A 541-nucleotide genomic window follows, 5' to 3' on the forward strand; every position below is an offset into this window, starting at 1 on the left:
CAATCTCGTATCGCTCACAGCCATTATTTCTCAGCGAGGCTTCGACGTTGCTTTAGTCCGATTCAACGCTATCGCGCTTAGCAACAGAGATATTCAACAGCAGAGTGACAACTATTGGACGGCTTTAACTCGCAGCATCACATTTTGTTTCGTGGCTGCCGTTACTCTATTTGTCGGCTTTTACCTTTTTCCAAATCAACTGAATCAAACCAACAGTCCAATAGTGGCGATTACGCTCGCGCTGATGTGTGTACCTTTCCTCGTATTAGGACAAACCAACAGCCGTGTTTTACAAGCAAGTAAAATGGTGGTGCCATCCCTATTCGCGCTTCAACTCGGCGTCAGTGTGCTCATGGTTTTGTTCATTATTGGCCTGAGCACACTGCACTTACAAAACATCAACAGCCTAATGGCGGCATTGCTGCTGGCGAGTCTGATCGTCAGTATTGCTTCAACCACTATATGGTTTCGCTCTGGTCAATATCAAAAGCCGACCCCGACAACAGATATCGAACTGATCTCCTCTGCGAAGCAAGTGTGG

Annotated in this window: 1 pseudogene; it reads left to right on the forward strand. The window is 46.8% G+C overall.

Annotation, left to right across the window (positions count from 1 at the left end):
- Nucleotides 1-541, forward strand: a pseudogene (locus tag R7E78_RS29835) (capsular biosynthesis protein); the annotation flags it as partial.

Source organism: Vibrio sp. YT-19(2023) (genome assembly GCF_033337395.1).